Source organism: Aquabacterium sp. (assembly GCF_021768455.1).
Taxonomy (GTDB): domain Bacteria; phylum Pseudomonadota; class Gammaproteobacteria; order Burkholderiales; family Burkholderiaceae_C; genus Aquabacterium.
In genome coordinates this window covers 1-1,952 of the sequence record NZ_JAIZVX010000275.1, presented here as the reverse complement: position 1 = coordinate 1,952, position 1,952 = coordinate 1, and the positions used below count along the sequence as shown (strand labels likewise).

The following is a 1,952-nucleotide window of genomic DNA, read 5'->3' as shown; positions in this document are numbered from 1 at the left end:
ACACAGCACACTTACCTGCTTGTCGGTCGACTCGTCGGCCCTCTCCGCCGCCACGGACTTGTCTCTCGGCACGAGGTATTCATTACACTGTGAACAGAAAGGAGAAAGAGAATGATTAGCGCACACAGCTCTAACAACACAGCACACAGCATATACATAGCACAGAATGTACACACAACACACATAAAATACACTCACCTGCGCGTAAACTTGAGCTCTCTCCGCCAGCATGGTCTGTCGGTCCGTGCACACGAAGCACTCATGGTACTGAGAACAGAAAGGAGAAAGAGAATGGTTAGCGCACGCAGTTCCAACAGCACAATACACAAACACAGCACACAACAAAGTACACACGTTCTCACCTGAGCCTCGTCGAGTTCGCCGCTCGCGCCCTCCGACGCTCCACTCGCTGCACGAAGCATTCATGGTACTGAAAACAGAAAAGAGAAAGAGATTGGTTAGCGCACGCAACACACAAAGCACAGCACACAGCATAGACATAGCACAAAATGTACACACAACACACATAAAATAAACTCACCTGCGCGCCTGGACTCTTGCACACCCTCCGCCAGCACAAACCTCTCGCCCCGTCTGTTCCATTTGTTGTGCTGTGTATAGAATAGAGAAAAGAAACAGGTCAGCACACACACAATGCACAGAGCACACATTAATCAATACAAAATAAACAGCACACATACACATGCACACAGTACAAAGCACGCAACACGAACATAAACACATACACAAACACAAACATAAACACAAACCTCACACAGGTCTGTATTGCGGGCAGCACATTGGTGTGGGAGGCGCTGGGCAGAGTGATCTGTGCAGGTGAAATGAGATGGAAACTTGGTGAGCACACGATTGACAATGAATACAACAGAATACATCATGGCAATAGACACATACAATACACACAACAACAGCACAAAAAATGCACAAAGAACAACAATAAAACACACAAAACAAAGCACTCACAAGGTGTGGCCGTGGAGAAGAGCGTCACCGGCCTGACCCGCATGAACCTCACGCCGCTGCGCTCCGTGCTGTCGAACTTCCGCCACGTAGGGCCGCCGGCCGTCAGCCTCGCCCTGCCCGCCGACCGTGCCGCTTCTGGGACCACGTGAACGGAAGCAGAGCGGTGACCGGCGGGCCCTCCGTGTTGTGGCCGGCGAGGTTGTGCAGCATGGACTGCGGCCGCTGCTGTGGAAATAAAATGGCGAAATGGTCAGGTACGATGTAAAAATTGGAAATGGGCGGGAAAATGATCACGCATGCACGAAAAAAATAAAAGAAACACACAAATGAACACTTCACCATGTGGCAACACTCACCTTGAGGTACGGGGGCAGGTCGGTGTGATGCAGGATGGCCGCGGCGTGGCCCATGGTGCGGCCGAGTGCAGGGACCGGCCTTGGCGGCGCCCGTTCTCGTTGTCGGTGCGGTCATGGAGGCTACGGCGCTGATAGAATGTGGGTAAAAGGGTGAGGAATAAAGTCGTAAATAAAAGTGTGGGGTAAGGAATGAGGTTGGGAACGAATTGGGGTGGTTGGAGGCGTCGGCGATGTTGAGGTATGAGCTTACCTTGTGGGTCTTGATGTTTGTGGCTTTGCGCTGCATGAAAAAGACACGTAAGTTGGTCAGATACATAGAGTAAAGCATGGCAAAGAAAGAAAAACAGCGAACCTGTGAGTATCGGCTGGTGTGGGGCGTTTGGTGGAGGCATGGTCGCCGGACTTGGGCGATCTCGAGGGACTTGCGCTGGGTCTTGTGCTCCTACTGGCCAAAAGCTGTAAAATAATCGTTTGTGAGTTGGTCAGATACATAGAATGAATGAATCTAGTGCACCAAACCAACTTACCTTCGCTCCAAACTGAATTTCTGCCGCTTGGAAGTCCTCCTGGCCGATCTGCCGCTGTCCGTCTCGATTTCACCGTCACTGAGCT

At 51.3% G+C, this 1,952-nt stretch carries 1 protein-coding gene; it reads left to right on the top strand.

Annotated features, from left to right (window positions below):
- The first annotated feature begins 995 nt into the window (after positions 1 to 995).
- The gene (locus QZ994_RS19675) at positions 996 to 1,133 is read left to right on the top strand and encodes a hypothetical protein (protein WP_290877740.1); all 138 of its coding nucleotides are present in this window, start codon (positions 996 to 998) and stop codon (positions 1,131 to 1,133) included.
- The last annotated feature ends 819 nt before the right edge of the window (positions 1,134 to 1,952 follow it).